13 protein-coding genes, 5 tRNA genes and 1 pseudogene are annotated in these 17,223 nt (G+C 53.5%); 15 read left to right on the top strand and 4 right to left on the bottom strand.

Translation table 11 applies throughout. The features are described from left to right. Positions 1-105: 105 nt before the first annotated feature. The 7 genes from BM181_RS12435 to BM181_RS12405 all read left to right on the top strand — a co-directional run bounded on the left by BM181_RS12435 (position 106) and on the right by BM181_RS12405 (position 6,264). Positions 106-939: a hypothetical protein gene (locus tag BM181_RS12435; protein WP_075445406.1), complete on the top strand. Its 834-nt coding sequence runs from the start codon at positions 106-108 to the stop codon at positions 937-939. Between the two features lie 233 nt (positions 940-1,172). Further along, on the top strand, positions 1,173-5,672 hold the full coding sequence (locus BM181_RS12430) for an AAA domain-containing protein (protein WP_177207212.1): 4,500 nt from the start codon (positions 1,173-1,175) through the stop codon (positions 5,670-5,672). 122 nt (positions 5,673-5,794) lie between these two features. Further along, positions 5,795-5,869 (top strand) — tRNA-Gly (locus tag BM181_RS12425). A 4-nt stretch (positions 5,870-5,873) separates the two neighbouring features. Continuing rightward, positions 5,874-5,948, top strand: a tRNA-Gly gene (locus BM181_RS12420). Between the two features lie 36 nt (positions 5,949-5,984). After that, a tRNA-Ile gene (locus BM181_RS12415) sits at positions 5,985-6,061 on the top strand. A 35-nt stretch (positions 6,062-6,096) separates the two neighbouring features. After that, positions 6,097-6,174, top strand: a tRNA-Arg gene (locus tag BM181_RS12410). Positions 6,175-6,178: 4 nt separating this feature from the next. Next, positions 6,179-6,264: transfer RNA gene (locus tag BM181_RS12405), tRNA-Tyr, on the top strand. Between the two features lie 302 nt (positions 6,265-6,566). Here BM181_RS12405 and BM181_RS12400 read toward each other — a convergent pair. Next, positions 6,567-6,953 (bottom strand): hypothetical protein, encoded by a 387-nt coding sequence (locus BM181_RS12400; RefSeq protein ID WP_075445402.1) that lies wholly within the window; start codon positions 6,951-6,953, stop codon positions 6,567-6,569. A gap of 428 nt (positions 6,954-7,381) precedes the next feature. Here BM181_RS12400 and BM181_RS12395 point away from each other — a divergent pair, with 428 nt between their 5' ends. Both BM181_RS12395 and BM181_RS15630 read left to right on the top strand, forming a co-directional pair. Further along, positions 7,382-8,875, top strand: a complete 1,494-nt coding sequence (locus BM181_RS12395; protein WP_075445400.1) for an oligopeptide:H+ symporter — start codon at positions 7,382-7,384, stop codon at positions 8,873-8,875. 152 nt (positions 8,876-9,027) lie between these two features. Then, the gene (locus BM181_RS15630) at positions 9,028-9,378 is read left to right on the top strand and encodes a hypothetical protein (protein ID WP_256211382.1); all 351 of its coding nucleotides are present in this window, start codon (positions 9,028-9,030) and stop codon (positions 9,376-9,378) included. A 12-nt stretch (positions 9,379-9,390) separates the two neighbouring features. Here BM181_RS15630 and BM181_RS15625 read toward each other — a convergent pair. Next, positions 9,391-9,603, bottom strand: a pseudogene (locus BM181_RS15625) (class I SAM-dependent methyltransferase); the annotation flags it as partial. A 165-nt stretch (positions 9,604-9,768) separates the two neighbouring features. On the opposite strand from BM181_RS15625, the gene BM181_RS12385 reads away from it, so the two are divergent. Next, positions 9,769-10,431 carry a cupin domain-containing protein gene (locus tag BM181_RS12385; protein WP_075445396.1) on the top strand — a complete coding sequence of 221 codons (663 nt, stop codon included), beginning with the start codon at positions 9,769-9,771 and terminating at the stop codon, positions 10,429-10,431. Between the two features lie 58 nt (positions 10,432-10,489). Here the strand turns inward: BM181_RS12385 and BM181_RS12380 are convergent, their stop codons facing one another. Next, the gene (locus tag BM181_RS12380) at positions 10,490-11,458 is read right to left on the bottom strand and encodes a bile acid:sodium symporter family protein (protein WP_075445394.1); all 969 of its coding nucleotides are present in this window, start codon (positions 11,456-11,458) and stop codon (positions 10,490-10,492) included. 236 nt (positions 11,459-11,694) lie between these two features. Here BM181_RS12380 and BM181_RS12375 point away from each other — a divergent pair, with 236 nt between their 5' ends. From BM181_RS12375 to BM181_RS12360, 4 genes are read left to right on the top strand one after another with little or no spacing between them, the layout of a single operon-like run. Then, on the top strand, positions 11,695-12,852 hold the full coding sequence (locus tag BM181_RS12375) for an amidohydrolase (RefSeq protein WP_075445392.1): 1,158 nt from the start codon (positions 11,695-11,697) through the stop codon (positions 12,850-12,852). After that, complete coding sequence (locus BM181_RS12370) at positions 12,845-13,867, top strand: methionine ABC transporter ATP-binding protein (RefSeq protein ID WP_075445390.1); 1,023 nt, start codon at positions 12,845-12,847, stop codon at positions 13,865-13,867. The genes BM181_RS12375 and BM181_RS12370 overlap by 8 nt, the downstream gene beginning before the upstream one ends. After that, entirely contained in the window at positions 13,864-14,523 is a 660-nt protein-coding gene (locus BM181_RS12365; RefSeq protein WP_075445388.1) for a methionine ABC transporter permease, read from the top strand. The genes BM181_RS12370 and BM181_RS12365 overlap by 4 nt, the downstream gene beginning before the upstream one ends. Positions 14,524-14,551: 28 nt before the next feature. Next, the gene (locus BM181_RS12360) at positions 14,552-15,370 is read left to right on the top strand and encodes a MetQ/NlpA family ABC transporter substrate-binding protein (RefSeq protein ID WP_075445386.1); all 819 of its coding nucleotides are present in this window, start codon (positions 14,552-14,554) and stop codon (positions 15,368-15,370) included. A gap of 540 nt (positions 15,371-15,910) precedes the next feature. On the opposite strand, the gene BM181_RS12355 is transcribed toward BM181_RS12360, so the two are convergent. Then, entirely contained in the window at positions 15,911-16,483 is a 573-nt protein-coding gene (locus BM181_RS12355) for a recombinase family protein (RefSeq protein WP_075445384.1), read from the bottom strand. A gap of 432 nt (positions 16,484-16,915) precedes the next feature. Here BM181_RS12355 and BM181_RS12350 point away from each other — a divergent pair, with 432 nt between their 5' ends. Beyond that, on the top strand, positions 16,916-17,209 hold the full coding sequence (locus BM181_RS12350; protein WP_075445382.1) for a hypothetical protein: 294 nt from the start codon (positions 16,916-16,918) through the stop codon (positions 17,207-17,209). Positions 17,210-17,223 lie beyond the last annotated feature (14 nt).

Genomic DNA, 17,223 nt, shown 5'->3' with positions numbered 1-17,223 from the left:
ATAGTTTTCATAGTCAATCATATTCTTTCAAGATTCTTATCATATAATCAGATTCGTAAGTTGAAACCGAGAAAACCAGGATAAAGTGGTTTGGAGGTAGAAGATATGAATAGACTTATGGAAAATATAAACCTATCGCGCTATGATGCCCGCAACCTGCTCAAGGCTGGCTGGGCGGTGCGGACGATTACGGCTTCGGTCATGCTGATGATGGCGGTGCTCGCGCCAGTCCATCTGACGCAGGCGCTGGCTTCGCCGTTGGCCGAAGATGAATCTCTGGCTGCGGTAGTCGAGCTGGCCGATTTTGCGGATGAGCGGCAGCAGGGCAGCAGCCGCCAGAGCCGCCGCCGTCAGGCCGATGTGCTGGCGGCAGAGCTGCTGGCCAAGGCCCGGGAGGCAGAGCCTGCCATAACGGAGCAGATGCAGAGCCTGGCCCAGGATGGTGCGCAGCTTGCGGGCCTTGATAACCGGTTCAAGGATCCCGGCAGCTTAGCCCGCAAGATCCTTGCTGATGCCGAGAGCGACAATGTGTCCTTGCCGGCAGCGGCAGCCGCCATCAGTGACGTGCTGCGCTATACACTGGTATTTGATCCGTCAGATTACAGTGAGCGTGTGCCTCAGATACTCGAGCAGCTGACTGCTAAGGGCTATCGGGTGACGAAGTTCCGCAATGCCTGGGGCGGCAAGTTCTATCAGGGCATCAATGTCCAGCTCATGAGCCCGCAGGGCGTACGCGTGGAGCTGCAGTTCCATACGGCGCAGTCGTATGCCATCAAGCAGGCCTCCCATGAGGTCTATGAGATCCGCCGCAATCCGGCGTCAACGCCTGCCGAGGTCGAGGCGGCAACGCGCGACAGCCTGGCCTACAATGCGCAGGTCATCGCTCCTGACGGAGCTGAGACGGTAACCTGGCCGATGCAGATCAAGAAAGCAGCATAGTTATCCACATAGGCATGTGCATAACCTCGGGAATCAGCCATTGTACTGGCATCAGGCGGCAGTACAATGGCTTTTATATTGCAGGAAAGCGGAAATAATCGTAGAATATAAGCAGTATATTAGCGAAAACAGCGATGTTATCCACATTTTTATCCACAATCTTGTGGATAAGCGGATAGTTTTGGGGATAACGTTGTGATTTGTGTGGATGAATGGATGAATTTGAGGAGTATATGGATAACCAGAAAAAGGTATTGAAGTTATTTGATTATATCCGGCAGGTTTGTAGTCTGCGGCAGCAACTGGTCCGCAACATCAAGGAACAGGAGTGGTCGCTGTTTTTGGATGAGCTGCCGATTGACCCGAAGCGCATCCATGTCTGGACGGATTCTGATGAAGCAGGCCACGAGGGCGTATTGCTTGAGGTCGAGAAACCGGAATTCTCGGCCTGCCCCGATATGCCCTTCGATTTGGTGGGCTGGGTACGCACGCTCGATTGGCGCAATTTTGAGGTCGCAGATATCGAGGTCCGTGAGGAGCGCATGCGCAAGGACCCGCGGCTCGGTGAAATCACCGAGCGCTTCGTCGACTCAGGGGTGCGCATTGCGGCCTTTGAGGACTGGAAGCGCCGCCGTACGCTCTGGCGTGCTGGTGAGCTGGTCAAGAGCCGCACCCAGGCATTGTTCATGCAGCTCTACGAGCTTTATGACCGCTGCCGGCAGGAGCCGGAACAGCTTGAGCTCATGGTGGGCGGCGCGATGTTTTTCAGCGGGCTGGATTCTTCGATCAATCATCCGATGATCATGAAGCGCGTGCGCCTGCATTACGACAAACGCGGGGCCATGCAGCTGGTGGATACGGACTATCCGACAGAGCTGTATCTCGATATGTTCCAGGATATGCCTGGTGTCGATGCTGAGGGCATCCGTGCCTTCACGGCTGAGCTTGATGAGGCGGAAATCCATCCGCTGCGGAAAGATCTGCCGGAGTTCCTGCAACAGGCTGTACCGGCACTGACGCCGAACTGCCGCTATGTGGAGAACCGCTTCGATATCCTGCCGACAGATTGGTATCTGGTGTATCCGCGGCAGGTGATGTTCCTGCGCCGCCGCAATGAAGGCATCGAGCGGGCCATCGCTGGCATGATGGCCTATATCGACACGCATGGCGAGGTGCCGACGGCATTGATGCAGATTGTCGATCCGAGCTATCAGCGGGCCAAGTCGGAGCCGCTCAGTGTGAGTTTGGAGGATATCCGCGGCGAAGCGGAAGATATCCTGCTGACAAAGCAGGCCAATGCGGAACAGCTGGCAATAGCGCGTAAGATCGAGACGGCACCGGCGGTGGTCGTACAGGGGCCACCGGGAACAGGCAAGACGCATACGATAGCGAATCTGCTCGGCCATTTCCTGTCGCAGGGGCAGCATGTGCTGGTGACGAGCGCGACTTCCAAGGCCTTGACCGTGCTCAAGGACAAACTGCCCGCAGGCATACAGGATCTTTGCGTGACGCTGCTGGAGGATTCGCGCAAGGATATGGAGCGGTCTGTCAGCGGTATCTGTGACCGCCTGTCGCGCAGCTCCGCGGAGGAGATGCAGGCCGAGGCGGAAAAGCTGGCGGCTGAGCGCCATAAGCTGCTGACAGAGTTGGCTGCGCAGCGGACGCGGCTGGAGAATATCCAGCGCATGGAGGCGCGCCGTGATTATTTCATGCTCGCTGGCAAGGCTTGGTCATTGTCGCGCATGGCAGCCTTCTTGCATGACCATGCAGACCTTGCAGGCAGGATCCCGGGGGCGATACAGGCAGGGGAACCGCTGCCCTTGTCGGAGGGCGAGCTGGCGGAGCTTTACGCATCGAATGCGTATTTCGATGCCGAGCGCCTCGCCGAGCTCAGCGAGCGCTTGCCGGACCGCAGCCAGCTGCTGACACCGGCCGAGGCAGGGGGGGCGCTGGCCGCAGCCCTTCAGCGTCAGCAGGAACAGGCAGGACTGCTGGCAGCCTTGCCGGAAACCGTGGTGACGGATACTGGCCGTATCCTGCGCAAGGGACAGCCTGTGGCAGAGGAATTGTCACGGGAAGTGCTTGCCGAGACGGGCCGTCTGTATGAACGGGTGGATTTTGCGCGCCTGCGCCAGGAGTGGGCCCGCGAGGCAGTGCTGGCTGGACAGCAGGGCGGTGCCCACCGTGAGGTCTGGGAGATGCTGGGACGCGATATCCGCAAGGTGCAGCAGCTCAAGCAGCAGTCGATGACGCGTTTCTTCGGGCGGGAGTTTGCCTATACCCTCGACATGCCGCTGGGGCCGGAGCTTATCCAGCTGCTTTCTGAGCTGGCGGAGGCTTTTGATGCTGACGGTCATCTGTCTCTTTGGAACCGCTTGCGCCATAGCGAGTGGACAAGGGTGCAGAAGGGGTTCTGCATCGATGGCAAGCCGCTTTCGAGCCGCGGGGACTGCCAGCTGGCGATGCAGTATGTGGCGCTGCATCAGGCGCGCGAGGTCGTGCGCCGTGAATGGACGCAGCTTCTGGTGCCCTTTGGCATGATCTCCTATGAGGAGCTCGCGCAGAATGAGGATGATATCGACGATCTCACGAGTGCGCGCTGGCAGGAAATCGAGGAACTGCTTGACTGGTACCCGCGGGTCTGGAACGATATCATGCTGCATTGGCGCCGGGCTGGTGTCAATGTCGAGACTGTCTATGGCGAGGAAGGCTACCTGACGCCGCATCAGCGGCTGGAGCGTGAGCTTTCATGGCTGGAGCAGGATTTCCCGCGCTGGCAGCGATTACTGCTGCTCACGCACAGCGAGGCACCGATGGCGGATAAGCTCGCTGCAACACGAGCGGCAGTGGCGGCTGCCGACGGCGTGGTTGCCCGCCGCTTCGAGCAGGCCCTGGTGGCCGGAGATGCCGGGCTCTATCAGGAGGCCTATGAGCAGCTGGCCGCTGATGATGCGCTGCAGGAGCGGTATCGCCAGCGTCAGGCATTGCTGCAGCGTCTGGCTGCGGTTGCACCGGTCTGGGCAGATGCCATCCGCGGGCAGCAGGAGGGCTTCGCTGGCACTGAGGTGCCGGAGAATATCGGCGAGGCCTGGCTCTACGCGCAGTTCGAGCAGCAGCTCGAGCTGCTGCCCCAGGAGGATGAACAACAGCTCGAGCAGGAGATTCAAGCGCTTACCGCGCGCCTGCATCAGACGACCACGGAGCTGGCAGAGAAGCGCTCTTGGTATCATCTGCTAAAGGATGTGGCTGGCAGCAACTTGCAGTCGAGCTTGATTGGCTGGAGCAAGGCCGTGGCCAAGATCGGCCGCGGCAAGGGGCGCTATGCTGCGCGCCATATCCGCGAAGCGCGCCAGTGCATGCTGGAGGCGCAGGCAGCAGTGCCGGCTTGGATCATGCCGCTTTCCCGCGTCTGGCAGAATCTGCGCCCGGAAAGCCAGAAGTTTGACATCATACTGATCGATGAGGCGAGCCAGGCCGATATCACGGCGCTGCCCCTTTTGTATTTCGGCAAGAAGGTCATCATCGTCGGTGATGACCGGCAGGTCAGCCCGTCGGCCGTCGGTGTGGCTGCTGAGGATATCCAGCGTTTGCAGACGGCTTCGATAAGCGGTGTCATCAAGCATGATTCGCTCTATACGATGGATACCTCGCTCTATGATATCGCGCAGATGAATTTCGAGGCGCGGATGCTCACCGAGCATTTCCGCTGCGTGCCAGAAATCATCGGCTACTGCAACCAGCTGGCCTATGATGGCCGCATCCGTCCCTTGCGCGAGACTGGGACCAGTGTGCTGATGCCGATGGTGGATTGGCAGACGGAGGGGCTGCGTGATGGCGCGCACAAGCGCAACCTGCGCGAGGCTGAGGAAATCACGGCTGTGCTTGCGGCCTGCCTTGAGCAGCCTGAGTATGCGGGCAAGACCTTTGGTGCTATCTCACTGCTCGGCGATGAGCAGGCCAAGGTCATCCGTGAGCTGGCCGTCCAGCGGCTCGGCATCGGCGTGCTGGAGGAGCGGCAGTTCCTCTGTGGCAATCCCGCGCGTTTCCAGGGCGATGAGCGCGATGTCGTGTTCTTGTCCTTTGTCGACAGTCCGGCAGATGAGGGAGCGCTGCGGCTGCTCTCGGAAGGACATAATGGTGTGACGGGCAAGCGGTATAATGTTGCTGTGAGCCGGGCGCGTGACCAGCTGTGGCTGTTCCACTCGATGGGCATCGACGACCTCAAGGCCGGCGATATCCGCCGTGGCTTGCTCGAGTATGCGGCAAGCCCTGCCAGTGATCAGCAGAGCATCACCGCAGGCGAGGAAACCTCGCTGGAGACAGCGGTGTTCCGCGCCTTGTCGCAGGCTGGCTACCATGTCGAGAAGAATTTTGCGGTTGGTGCCTATGCTATCGATATGGTGGTGATCTGTCAGGGGCACAAGGTAGCTATTGATTGTGATGGCGAGCATTGGGTCAGCAGCCTGCAGCAGGCTGCCGAAGAGCGCTGCCAGCAGGCTGTGCTTGAGCGGCTGGGCTGGAAATTCCTGCATGTGCGCGGCAGCCGGTGGTATCGGGAGCCGGAGCAGGCCTTTGCCCGTCTGACGGCGGAGCTGGCGCTGGCTGGTATCGAGCCGGAGGCCGGCATGCAGGCCGGTGCATCGCTGCAGTCACAGCGTGAGGAACTGTTGGCACGGGTGCGCCAGCGGGCAGAAGCTATCCTGTCGGCATGGCAGCTGGCAGGGGAAAAATGATTTTTTAGCTTTTTTTTCGTTTTTTTGAAAAAAAGTGTTGACATAGTAAGCGGAGATGGCTATAATAGATTTTGTCAGTCAGCGAGACACAGAAAAACATCTGAGTCAAGCGGTGACAAAATGCGGAAATAGCTCAGTGGTAGAGCACCACCTTGCCAAGGTGGGGGTCGCGAGTTCGAGCCTCGTTTTCCGCTCCATATTGCGGAAATAGCTCAGTGGTAGAGCACCACCTTGCCAAGGTGGGGGTCGCGAGTTCGAGCCTCGTTTTCCGCTCCATTTTTGCTTAGTGGCTGAAAAGCTTCTATATACAATGGGCCTATAGCTCAGTTGGTTAGAGCAACCGGCTCATAACCGGTCGGTCCTTGGTTCGAGTCCAAGTGGGCCCACCAATTTCCAACTCAATATTTTTTATAACCAATGTTATGACTCAGTAGCTCAGCTGGATTAGAGTATTTGACTACGAATCAAAGGGTCGGGGGTTCGAGTCCCTCCTGGGTCACCATTGTGGGTAGGTGCCCGAGTGGTTAAAGGGAACAGACTGTAAATCTGTCATCTTCGGATTACGATGGTTCGAATCCATCCCTGCCCACCACCTGAAATGACAGCGTCGCGCAAGCGGCGCTTTTTTGTTGCCTGTCTAGGGGAGAAAGTAAAGGCTGCCGGTTAGCAGGTGCAAATCGGCAGCCTTCCCCAGCGGGGATGGCTTTTAGGACACGATGTGCTTGTTGCGGGAGCAACAGTTCTGGCAGGTCTGCGGATACGCATCTTAGGGGCAAACGGCGTAGTGCTGATGTATCCACACAAAAATTGCGATTGATTGCGAAGAAACCGCTGACAGTTTTCTGTCAGCGGTTTCTTGTTCTTCCTTATAGGATTGTCCTGGCTTTGGAATGTTTATTCGATAGGGCAGGAGGTGGTGGCTTGGCCGCGTTCAGCGGTGTGCTTGCCCTCGAACAGGGCCTGGCTGACGCGGCGCATGAGTTCCTCTTCCTCGGCGGCAGCACTGAAGACCAGCTGCTTGTCTTCGGGCAGCGTTTCACCGTCGAGCTCTGTGATGGCAAGCTGCAAGCGGTGATCCTTGTCGAGGCGGAAGGAGTGTGAAAGGCGCGTGGCCAGCCACTCGGTGATCATCTCGACATTCTGGAAGGAAGCGGCTTTGTTGTAGTTCTTGTAGGCCTCGGCGGCAATGGCTGCGGCTTTTTTCTTGTCATCGACAGCGCCAAGGATGGAGAAGGCCTTCTTGTCGCCTTCGGTAACGAGTTTGGTAATGATATAAAGCATAGACTGAGTCCTTTCTCTTATCTTTGTTCCTAATTTATTGTAACAAATATCAGCCGCATGTCAATTTGCCTGGAGCTGCCAGCCGGCGAGGGCTGGCTTTGTATATATTTTGTGGACATTTTACCTGTTTGTCGGCGAAACAGTACAAGATTACGAAATCTACTTTTTTTATGTGTTATTTTAGCAGGGCAAAATAAATGCAAAACAGATTATTTTCAGGACATATGTCCTTTTGTAGTATATGCAAAAGACGTTTGTGCTTTAAATATAGAAGTATAGGCAAGGCGTTGAGCAGTGTAACAGTTTTTACATATTGGGACTATTTGACTATGCTTATATTTATGCTATAATGTCCCCTGGTATTATACAAGTAAACGGCCAATGGATTTTGACAATCTGCTGGCGTAAAAAAGTTAGGAGACTTGATTATGGTTGAATCACATCCAGTGAACCGCAAGAAAGCATTCAACATGCTGTTCTTCCTTGAGTTCTGGGAACGTTTCGGTTTTTATGGCTTGCAGGCTGTGCTGGCTGGCTTCTTTGTCAAGAGCCTCGGTATGGAAGATGCAGAGTCGTTTGTTGTCTTCGGTGCGTTTAGCGCGATGGTCTATGGTTATGTTTCGATTGGCGGCTATATCGGCGATAAGGTGCTCGGTACGCAGCGGACGATCACGCTGGGGGCTGTGGTGCTGATGCTCGGCTATGCGCTGATGGCAATGGCGGGGGAGGATAAGACGCTTGTATTCCTCGCGCTGGGTGCGATTGCCTGTGGTAATGGTATCTTCAAGGCCAATCCGTCGTCGCTGCTCTCGAAGCTCTATGAGGGCGATGAGCAGGATCTCGACAGTGCCTTCACGATGTACTATATGGCCGTCAACATCGGTTCCTTTGTCTCGATGCTGCTCGTACCAATCATCGGCTCGCAGTATGGGCTTTCGCTGGGTTTCATGGTCTGTGCGATGGGGCTGGTGATGGCCATCGGCGGCTTCATCGGTTTCCGCTATCTGGTGCGCGGCATCGATTCTCCGGCTGGTGCTGAGCCGCTGTCTTACAAGAAGCTCGCTCTGACGATTGCCGGCGTCGCTGCCATGACGCTGTTCTCGAGCTGGATGCTCTCGCATCTTTCAGTGGCACATTGGCTGCTGCTGATCATTGGTCTCTTGGTCTATGGTGTGTTCTTCAAGATGATCATCCAGGCGAAGGGCGCTGAGCGCAGCCGGATGATTGCGGCTATGATCCTGATTGTCGAGGCCATCGTGTTCTTCACGCTCTATCAGCAGATGCCGACGTCGCTGAACTTCTTCGCCATCAAGAATGTCGAGCATTCGATCCTCGGCATTGCCATCCCGAATGCTGAGGTATTCCAGACGCTCAATCCGTTCTGGATCATGATTGCAAGCCCGGTGCTGGCTTGGGCTTACTCGCACTTCGGCAGCGAGGGCAAAGATCTTTCGATGCCGGCGAAGTTTGCGCTCGGCATGTTCTTGACGGCTGGCTCGTTCCTTGTCGTCGGCTTCTCGGCTAACTTTGCGAGCAGCGATGGTATCGTATCGGCTTGGTGGCTGGTCGGTTCCTATTTCCTGTCTTCGATTGGCGAGCTCTTCATCAGTGGCCTCGGGCTCTCGATGATTTCCAAGCTCGTTCCGCAGAAGCTCATCGGCTTCCTGATGGGTGCCTGGTTCCTGACGACGGCTATCTCGGCTATCCTGGGCGGTGAGCTTGCGACGCTGACCACGGTATCGAAGGACATCGTCGATCCGCTGCAGACGCTGCCGGTCTATAGCCAGGTATTCACGCAGATCGGCCTGGTGACGCTTGGCGTCACCGTTGTCATGGCACTGACGGTTCCGATGCTCAACCGCCTTATCAATAAGAAGGATGAGGAAGAGGAAATCGAAGCAGCTGCTGTGGCTGAAAATTAAAGAAGCAACCCCAATCCATCGGAATGATTCTGTTCCGATGGATTTTTTTTTCGAATAGAAAAGTTTTATCTGTCCGGGCAGAAAGGTAGTATCGTGGAAGGTTTTCCACAGATTTGTTCATCATTTTTGATATGGGATAAGGAGAGGGAGAAATGAACAGGAACAAAAAATTGCTCGGTATTTTGCTAGTCGCAATAGTAAGCGTTTTCTTTGCGACTTGCGGTGGCGGCACAAGCCATGCAGATACGGTGTATTATCTGAATCACCGTGATGGCGATGGTTTTACGGATCTGATCCGGGATTCGTTTGCTGCCAAAGCCAAGGATGCAGGTGTCGCTGTGGAGTTTCGGGATGCCATCAAGGCTCAGTACAGACATCCTGCCCGTGATGCAATCGATGGTGGCGGCACCGCCGTTGCGCATGAGTGTTATCCAATCGTTTTTGCTGAGAGGGGTAACATGGAGGTGCAGTGCTTGATCGAATTCTTTCTGCGTTTCCATTGAGGGCGTTGCCGTAAGCATAACGTCGTGAGTCAGGAGAACTCCGCCTGGTTTGAGTACACGAAAATATTCAGCAACACAACGTGGTTTCATCGTTGGCGGGACCATGGTAAGCATAGCTTCGTTGATGACAACATCAAAAGTATTGTTGTCGAAGGGGAGGTTCAACGCATTGGCAAGGTGCAGATGTGTTTTGCCCAGGCTGGCTAAAAAAGTATGACCTGTCATGGTGTTTGGGTTCATCGTTATCATCCTTTCCTAAATACCTTAACGTGGCGTAACCAGTATACTGCATAACGATAATGATAATCTGTATCGTTTGTTACAGCGGATGAAAGTAATTTTTTGTATACTGGAAGCGCCGAGGAAAGAGCAGGGAAAAGGAGAAAGGCTATGGAGGCAGGTAAAATCAACGCCCCTGGAATGGAGACGGCATTTATACCAGGCTGTACCGTCTCAGAAAGCATATTTTCGCAAGTGGGAGCACAGGCGGTTTGTTTTTCGTTGACTGCCCAAACCGATATCAGTGCAGAAAGCTATGGCGCTCCTAAGATAGTCATGGTCTTACAGGGAGAATTGACTGTATACACGGAGGATGCGTGTTGGCGGCTGAGGTGTGGAGAAGGCATAAGGCTGCCAGTGGATGTTCCCGTGGGGATGCGGAATGAGCAGAATGAAAATTGCCGTTATGTAGAGATTGGTTTTCAGGAGGTTTTTACCATGAATCAAATGATCACGCCGGGAAAAGTTTGGATGTTCAAGGATCTGTTGCCGTATCAGCAGGGCAGGATTGTTAATATGGATATCGTGCATGAACCACAGATGAAATTTGTATTGATGAGTTTTGCAGCGGGAACAGGGCTCACAGAACATGCAGCTCCAGGGGAAGCACTGTTGTTTGCATTGGATGGTGAGGGAATTATTGGTTACGAAGGGCAGGAGTATACGGTAAAGGCAGGCGAGATGTTCAAGTTTGCTAAGAATGGCCGTCATTATGTGAAGGCTGACAGCAACTTTAAGATGGCATTGCTTGTATCGCTGATGAAAGAACACTGAGACAAAACAAAATGAGGCTATTGCATCGCATCGATGCAATAGCCTCATTTATTTTGTCTTAGTCTGCGTTGGCAGTTTCGTAAGTGGGAGTTTCTGGCTCCTTATTCATGTGGCTGGAAAGATAGTTGGCAGCCAGCGAGCCGGAGATGTTGTGCCAGACGCTGAAGATGGCGCCTGGGATAGCTGCGGCGGCACCGAAGTGCAGCATGGCAAGAGAGGTAGCAAGACCGGAGTTCTGCATGCCGACCTCGATGGAGATTGCCTTGGCCTTGGCCACGTTCATATGGAGTGCCTTGGCGATGAGGAACCCGATGCTGTAGCCAAGCAGGTTGTGCAGCATGACGACGAGCATGATCAGCAGGCCGGTTTCTAGGATGCGCTGGGAGCTTACGGCCACGACACCGCCGACAATCAGTACGATAGCCACAACGGAAACAAGCGGCAGGAGCTTGACGATTTTCTGTACGGTTTCTTCAAAGAAACTGTTGATGACGATGCCGAGGACAATCGGCAGGATGACCACCTGTACGATGGACATCATCATGGCGGCGAGGGAGATCTCAACCCATTCGCCGGCCAGCCACCAGGTAAGGAGCGGCGTGACAATCGGCGCAAGCACCGTGGTGGTCATCGTCATGGAGACGGAAAGGGCGACGTCGCCGCGGGCCAGGTACGTCATGACGTTGGAAGAGGTACCGCCCGGGCAGGTGCCAACAAGGATGACGCCTGCGGCAAGCTCTGGCGGCAGGCCGAAGCCTTTGGCGAGCAGCCAGGCCAGTGCTGGCATGATCGTGAACTGGGCCAAGGCGCCGACAAAGACGTCCTTGGGGCGCTGGAATACGAGCTTGAAGTCACGCAGGCGCAGGGTCATGCCCATGCCGAACATGACGATGCCGAGCAGGATGGTGATTTTGGGCGCAGCCCACTTGAATGTCCAGGGGGCGATGAGGGCGATGGCTGCCACGAGAATGACGAAAACAGCCATATACTTAGAGATGAATGCACTGAGTCTTTCGAATGATTTCATATGAATGCCTTCCTTTCGTAGATTGTTTACAATGTTACAGCTGTTTTTTATAAAAGTCAATAAAAAAAGGCTGGAAAATACTCTTCATAAACACAAGGGAAGGGATAATATAGAATAAAGTTTACATTATCTGGTAAAAATAACAATATTTTTCACATCTATGTTGACAAAGGGGGATAATATGTTATTATATAGACATAACATATATGATAAGTATGAATAAAGGAGGCGGGATCATGCCGGATAATAGCTATGAAGAGAAAATAAAGCAGGAAATCACGGAGACGTTTTACTGGCTGCATCGACACCCGGAACTGTCTTATGAAGAATATGAGACGACAGTCTGCTTGAAGGATGTCCTGGCTGCGGCAGGGATCCATATCTTGGATCTGCCGCTGGCAACTGGCCTGGTGGCAGAGGTCGGTCAGGGAGAACCGTTGATAGCTTTGCGGGCTGACATCGATGCGCTGCCGATCGATGAGCAGACAGATTTGCCCTATCGGTCACAGCGGCCAGGGAAAATGCATGCCTGCGGCCATGACTTCCATGCAGCTGCTCTTTTGGGGGCGGCCTTGCTGCTGAAAAAGCAGGAGGCGCAGCTTTCCGGGAAGGTGCTGCTGATCTTCCAGCCGGCAGAGGAAGCACCAGGTGGGGCGAAGAGGATCTTGGAAACAGGCGTCCTTGACGGTGTGCGGGCAATCTTCGGCTTGCACACGTCGCCATTGTTTCCCGTGGGCGAGGTCGGGCTCATGACTGGCCCAGTCATGGCGGCGGTAGACCGGTTCGAGGTGGACTTCGAGGGCAAGGGCGCCCATGCTGCGCATCCGGAACGGGGAACGGATACCATCCTCATGGGATCGTCCTTCGTCACGAGCCTGCAGAGCATCGTCAGCCGCAATGCAAGTCCGCTGGAGGCAGCGGTAGTTACCGTCACCCAGTTCCATGGCGGCAACACTTGGAATGTCATCCCGGGCAAAGTGCAGCTGGAGGGAACTGTCCGTACCCAGACGCCGGAGACACGGGCGTTTATCCAGCGGCGGCTGGAGGAAATCGCGCAGGGCGTGGCAGCGACCTTTGGCGGGACGGCCAAGGTTCGGTATACAGCTGGCCCGCCAGTGACCAGCAACGATGCGAAGCTCTATGGTTTTGCCCGGCAAACGGCACAGAAGGCAGGCCTTACCGTGCGTCAAGCAGCAGCATCGTTGGGCGGTGAGGATTTTGCCTATTATCTGGATGATATCCCCGGGATGTTTTCCCTCATCGGTACCGGGCTGGGACCGGTCAACCATAATCCGAAGTTCGTTGCCAATCCGCAGGCGCTTTATCCCGCCGCGGCATATATGGCACGTTTGGCAGTGGAGGCACTCAGGCAGGAGGTGTGGCAGCATGATTGAGATTTCGCATGTCAGCAAGCGCTTTGTGAGTGATGTACAGACTGTGGAGGCTTTGCGGGATGTGTCGCTTACGATAGAGAAAGGGCAGATCTGGGGGATCATCGGGTTCAGTGGCGCTGGGAAATCCACGCTGCTGCGGATGGTCAATGCGCTGGAGGTGCCAGATCAGGGCTATGTCAAGCTGGATGGACGCAAGCTGAGCGATTACACAGAGGGGGAACTTCGTGGGGTGCGCAAGCGGATCGGCATGATATTCCAGCAGTTCAATCTGCTGGAATCGCGTACGGTCTATGAAAACATTGCCATCCCGTTACGGCTCAATCATACACCGGCAGAACAGATAGCTGCGCGGGTGGAGGAATTGCTGGCGTTTGTGGAGCTCGAGGGCAAGAAGGATGCCTATCCGTGGCAGCTGTCGGGCGGGCAGAAACAGCGTGTGGGGATTGCCCGTGCTTTGGCTACGAATCCGGAAATCCTGCTCTGCGATGAGGCGACCAGTGCGCTGGATCCGGATACTACGGAATCCATTCTGCAGCTGCTGGCACAGATCAATCAGCAGCTGGGGATCACCATTATCCTGGTTACCCATCAGATCCAAGTCGTGCAGCGCATCTGCAACCGGGTGGCGGTGATGGAGAACGGCCAAATCGTGGAACAGGGAGCGGTGCTCGACGTGTTTGGCAATCCGCAGCGGCCGATTACCCAGCGATTTGTGCGGACAGTCATTCCCGATGTATTGCCGGAAAGCTTGGTGGCAGATTTGCAGCAGGAGGAGCGGGCGTATAAATTGCTCAAGCTGCGGTTCCAGGGGAATGTGGCAAAGGAAAATATCCTCTATAACATAAATCGCCGGATTCCGGTGGAAAGCAGTGTCTTATTTGCTGCTGTAACGGAACTGCAGCATGTGGTTTTGGGGATATTCATTGTGAAATTTATTGGCTCGGAGAAGTCTTTGGCTGCTGCAACCGAGTATTTGGATAGTCATGAAGTAGCCTGGCAGGAGGTGGCAGTATGATAGAACTTGGAGTATCGCCGGAGCAGCTGGTGCTGGCGGCAGAGCAGACTTTATATATGGTCTTTGTGGCCTTGGCCATTGGCACGATGTTGGCGTTATTTATTGCCGTGACCTTAGTGGTGAGCCGCCAGCAGGGGCTTATCCCGAACCGGCGCATCTACGTGCTCGTGAATTCTGTGGTGAATACCGTACGCAGTGTGCCGTTCATCATCCTGCTGGTCTTCATCCTGCCGCTGACGAAGATGCTCGTGGGAACACGCATCGGTACTACGGCGGCATTGGTGCCGCTGGTGGTATTCATCACGCCGTATCTGGCCCGCTTGTTTGAGAACTCTTTTTTGGAAGTCAACCCGGGGATATTTGAAACGGCTAAATCGATGGGGGCATCCTACTGGGAGACCATCTGGTATTTCCTGCTGCCGGAGGCGAAAGCATCGCTGATCTTATCGGTGACGACGGGGACGATTGGCTTGCTAGGGGCCACGGCCATGGCTGGGGCTATCGGTGCTGGCGGTGTAGGAGATCTGGCACTGACTTATGGCTACGAGCGCATGAATTTTCCGTTGATGCTGTTTACGGTCATTGTCCTCGTGGTGTTCGTACAGCTGATCCAGTCGGCAGGAAATTTCTTTGCGGCGAAAGCCCGCGGTCATTGACATTATGTTGGGGAAAGGATGATAAATCATGAAACTTAGAAAATGGATAGCAGCCGCTTTGGCGATTACGGCTTTACTGGCAGCAGGCTGCGGCTCGCAGAGCGATAATGGTGCGGACAAGAAAGAACTGGTATACAGCAAATCCCAGGGGCCATACTCGGAACTGTTTGAACAGGGCGTGAAGCCGATCCTGGAAGCGAAGGGCTATAAGCTGGTCGGAAAGGATATGTCGGATCTATTGCAGGCGGATGTGGTGCTCAACGATGGCGAAGTGGACTTCAATGTCGAGCAGCACACGGCTTATATGGAAAACTTCAATCAGAAGCAGGGGGGCAAATTGGCAGCTATCACGCCGATTCCCACGGTGCCGGCAGGGATTTACCCTGGCAAGAAGTCGGACCTGAAGGAGATTGCCGCCGGCGACCATATCGCGGTGCCCAATGATGCGGCCAATACTGCCCGCGCCTATGCACTCTTGCAGAAGGCTGGCTGGATAAAGCTCAATCCCCAGAAAGACCTGTCGACGGTAACCCAGGCTGATATCATTGAAAATCCGTATAATCTGCGCTTCACGGAGATGAAGTCCCTCAACATCCCTGCCGTGCGCACGGATTTCGATTTCATCGTGATCACGGGATCGATTGTCTATAATGCCAAAATCGATCCGCAGACTGCCTTGCTGACCGAAGACATCCTGCCGCACCTGCTGCTCCAGCTCGTGGTGCGTGAGAAAGACAAGGATGCCAAGTGGGTCAAGGATATCGCTGATGCCTATCATTCGGTGGAGTTCAAAGAGTACATGCAGAAAAACAATAAGGGGCTTTGGTATGTCCCCGAAGAGAAATAGATAACAAAAACGTGGCTGTTGCCTGGTATGGTGCAATAGCCACGTTTTTGCTGTGTTCAGTCTGGAAAAACAAAAAAGCCCTTATCCCGAAGGAATAAGGACTTATCAGTCAAAATGGTGACCCAGGAGGGACTCGAACCCCCGACCCTTTGATTCGTAGTCAAATACTCTAATCCAGCTCCTGCAAGTATACCTAATTTCAAATATGGAATTTTTAATTGTTTGTCAAGTATGTTATCAATTTTAATTGTGCGTTGCGCTTTTGTCAAGTATTTCTTTTTCCACGGTTAAAACCATAACTACCTGCATAATGCTTAAACCAATTAGAGGGGACGTAGTTATTTTGACACGCTTTCACAGGTCTGAAAAAAATATTACCCACCTACCACATAAACGTTTTAACGTTAGCAAAATAGCCCATCAGAAGCCACCACGTTGCCTACAAGCCCCGTTCCCCATCAGCCTATATAACTATACCCTTTTGCTCATTCTGACATACTCTTGAAACAAAAAAGCACTCCCTCTCGGAAGTGCCCATGCTTATTCGATTTCTCCCCGTTCCTTTAACTCGTCAATCCACTTGTAAATCGTTGGTCGTGACACGTTGAACTCTTTAGCTATGTCCGATTTGTTCATACCTAAGCCGTAGAATCTTTTGAACCGCTCCAGAGCGTCCCCTTTCAAGGCAATAGCTCCCTTTTTCCGTCCCGTGTACTTTCCTTTGGTCTTGGCAATGGCTATCCCTTCCCGTGTACGTTCTTTGATTGTTTTTCGCTCAAGCTGACCAATGGCACCCAACACCGTCAAAAAGAACTCTCCCAGTTTGTCGCTTGTGTCTATTTTCATGTCAAGGATTCTAAGCCCTGCTCCCTGTTCCTTTATTGTGTCTACTATGTCCAGTAAGTCTTTTGTACTTCGTGAAAGCCTGTCTATGCTCTTAACCACAACCACATCACCGCTCTTTAAGTCGTTCAGCATAGCTTGTAATTGCGGTCTGTCCTTCGTTGCACCAGTCATTTTGTCAGCGTAAACAATATCTGCTCCATCATAAGCCATCAACTGCCTATCCGTTTTCTGCTCCATACTGGAAACCCGCACATAATAACGTATCATTGTTTGTATCCTCCGTGTAAAGTTTAGGCTGATTTTTCTTTAGTTTACACAATCCATATCGGAAAGTCAACAAAAACCTATATTTTCCGTTCCATTTTTGCGTAAAGTTTAGCCTATACCCTATATTTTACACACCCTTATGTGTCCTCAAATCGGAAAGCCGTTGTCCTGTTCCTCCATGTAAAGCATAAAACGTACACCAACAATAGCCACACCGCCGCCCTCCGCGTACTTTCTTATAGCTTGCCCGTCCCGTTGCTCCCGATGAACGACCAGCCAAAAGAAAAAAGCCTTCCCCATATCGGAGAAAGCCATTACGCCGTCAAGTACAAAAAAAATTTCTCTATCTCCCTAAACACTTTCTCCACTTCGGGGATATAAAGAACAGAAAGCAAGATAACAACCCCCCTAAGATGTAAGGAGGAAAATGAAATGGATAAGCTGATGATGAACAAACTGGACGATATGGAACTGGACATGGTAACTGGTGGGGCAATAAAGCAAGCCTCTCCTACAAGCAATCCTAATCCTGAAAATCCATTTCGTAAACTTATAAAAGGTTTAAAAGACTTATGGAATTGGGATAAAGAAAAACCAATGCCAAAACCGACTCCTTCTGCTCCCCCAAAACCCACCATCGACCCTGAGGAAGCAAGGAGACAGTACATGAAGGAAATGAAGGACATATTGAATAAGCAGAAACCTATCACTGACACCTGGCCTTGACCCTGAAGAACCAG

It is taken from the genome of Pseudoselenomonas ruminantium (assembly GCF_900113715.1).
In the GTDB taxonomy this organism is placed as follows: domain Bacteria; phylum Bacillota; class Negativicutes; order Selenomonadales; family Selenomonadaceae; genus Selenomonas_A; species Selenomonas_A caprae.
The sequence above is the reverse complement of the archived record's forward strand: the minus strand, read 5'-3'. Positions and strand labels throughout refer to the sequence as shown.